This is a genomic window from Streptomyces sp. C (assembly GCF_000158895.1).
Taxonomy (GTDB): Bacteria; Actinomycetota; Actinomycetes; order Streptomycetales; family Streptomycetaceae; genus Streptomyces; species Streptomyces racemochromogenes.
Map to the genome: position 1 here is coordinate 2935601 of NZ_GG657750.1, position 2246 is coordinate 2937846.

General features: G+C 72.5%; 4 protein-coding genes. All 4 read right to left on the minus strand.

Translation table 11 applies throughout. From position 1 onward, the window contains the following. The coding region (locus SSNG_RS13125) for a fumarylacetoacetate hydrolase family protein (protein ID WP_042800942.1) at positions 1 to 369 on the minus strand (369 nt) is incomplete at its 3' end. A 139-nt stretch (positions 370 to 508) separates the two neighbouring features. Further along, entirely contained in the window at positions 509 to 1162 is a 654-nt protein-coding gene (locus tag SSNG_RS13130) for a YidC/Oxa1 family membrane protein insertase (RefSeq protein ID WP_007264314.1), read from the minus strand. 114 nt (positions 1163 to 1276) lie between these two features. After that, the gene (locus SSNG_RS13135; RefSeq protein WP_050779861.1) at positions 1277 to 1624 is read right to left on the minus strand and encodes a DUF6412 domain-containing protein; all 348 of its coding nucleotides are present in this window, start codon (positions 1622 to 1624) and stop codon (positions 1277 to 1279) included. A 38-nt stretch (positions 1625 to 1662) separates the two neighbouring features. Then, positions 1663 to 2246: class E sortase (locus SSNG_RS13140; RefSeq protein WP_007264316.1), on the minus strand; the 584-nt coding region annotated here is incomplete at its 5' end.

Consider the following 2246-nt stretch of genomic DNA (forward strand, 5'->3'; position numbering starts at 1 on the left):
CTTCACGCTGCCGCGCGGGATGAGCACGGTGTCGTCGGGGCCGACCACGGTGTCCGCGGCCTTCAGGAACAGGATCGGCTCGGCCGGCGGCTCCGCGCCGACCTCGGCCGCGTGCCCGAAGTAGTTCAGCCCGATGCCCACGACCTTGCCGATCCGGCCGACCGCGGAGCCGATCCGCAGCCCTTCGGCGTCCAGGACCGGCAGCTCGCCGCCCTCCGCGGCCTCCCGTACCCGGGACAGCACGGACTCGTCGGACAGCAGGGCGCCGTCCACATCCGTGATCAGGCCGGACAGGTCCCGCAGGGTCCCGTCCTGGTCGAGCAGCGCGGGGCGCTCCGACCCGGCGGGTCCGACACGCAGCAGCTTCATGGGCATTCTCCCGTGGTCGTGGGTGGTCGGCCCATGGGCATGCCGGTGGAACGGGCACGGCACGGGCCGGCCGATGGGTTGCGGCCATCGGAGGATTGGCCGATCCTCCAAGATGTCCGACCAATCCGCAAGACCCCGTTCACAGACTGGAACGCGCGGCGCTGTCCTTGCGGTGCTGGAGCCAGGCCCGCTCCCCGACCGACCAGGCGGTGGTCGTCAGCAGGTAGAGCCCGGCGGCCAGCGGGACCACGGCCGCGGTGACCAGCGTCCCGAACGACAGCAGGGGCAGTACGCCACCCACCTTCCGCATCGCCTCCACCTGCTCGGCACTCAGCGCGGGCTGGGCCCCCTTGCCCTTCCCCGCAACCGGCACGGGCACGGGCACGGGCGCGGCCGCGGCGGCCCGCCGCCCCCGCACCGCGCTCCAGGCGGCCACCACCGCGATGACCGCGAACAGCCCGAGGAACACCAACCCCTGCGCCCCGAACGGGCCGCCCTCCTCCAGCGCCCCCGTCCAGCGGGCGCCGAGCGGCGCGGCGAACAGCCGGTGCCCGAGCAGCTCACCGCCCGAGGAGAACGACTGGTACATCAGGTAGAACACCGGCAGCTGCAGCAGCATGGGCAGGCAGCCGGCCGCCGGCGTCGCCGCACGGAACGCGGCACGGCCCAGCGGGTACAGGGCCAGCCGTACGAGAACGGTGAACAGCACGATCGCGGCAGCGGTCGCGGAATCGGCCAGCACCGGCTCCAGAAGCCGGCCCAGCTCGACGACAAGATCAGTGAAAACGGACACGCGGGCCCTCCGAGGGGTCTCGTCAAACGTCGAAGAAGGTGCATTTCGGCGTGACGACCCGCGAGGGGCGACAACAGCGATGGATCAGCAGGAGGCAGGAGGCACTGCGCGCCCCTACGCGGCCGTCATGACGGGACGGCCGGGTGCCCTGGGCCGCGACCGGCCCGAGGCGTCGGGATCGCGCTGCGGCAGGAACGCCGTGCGCTGCTCGCGATCACGGATCGCGGTACGTATTCGGTGCGGCGGCACGGGCCGTACGAGGCACGCGGCCAGCACGGCGGCCCCCACGGCGACGGCGGCGGCCAGCACGACCACACCGGCGGCCAGCCCCGCATCCCCGGACACCAGCCCGAGGAACCCGCCGAGCAGCAACAGCGCGACGAGCAGCTGCACCACGCGCGAGGACGACGGAACAGAAGAGACGAAGAAAGACCGCGCACGAACGAACCGCTCGAACACCATCCCCACCCCCTCCTCGAAATCCGAACCCACGACCGATACTAACGCTCCGCACCGACAACGGTCTTGAGGGACCCCCACACCACCAGCCGGTACTTGGAGGTGTACTCGGGCGTGCACGTGGTCAACGTGATGTAGGAGCCGGCCACCTCATAGCCGTACCCGGGCTTGACCCCGCTCCGCGGCACCGCCCCGATGACCCCCACGTCCCCCGGGCTCGTCTCCGCCAGCACCTTCCCCACCACGTACACGTACCTGCGCCCCCGCACGTCGACGTACACCTCATCCCCGTCCCGCAGGCGATTCAGGTACCGGAACGGCTCCCCGTGCGTGTTCCGGTGCCCGGCGAGCGCGAAGTTCCCCTCCGCACCGGGCTGCGCGGTCCCCGGGTAGTGGCCGGCGTACCCCTTGTCCAGCACGGCCCGCTTGTCCACCCCCTCGGCGACGGGCACGGCGAGCCCGAGCCGCGGAATCCGCAACACCGCGTACGCCTCGTCCCGCGCCGGCGCCTTGCCCGCCGCAGGCTTCCCGGCCGACGGCGACGCCCCTCCCCGCCCGGGAGCAAGCGACGCCGGAGGCCCACCGGAACCCCCCTCGACAACGACCGGATCCCCACCCCCGGAAG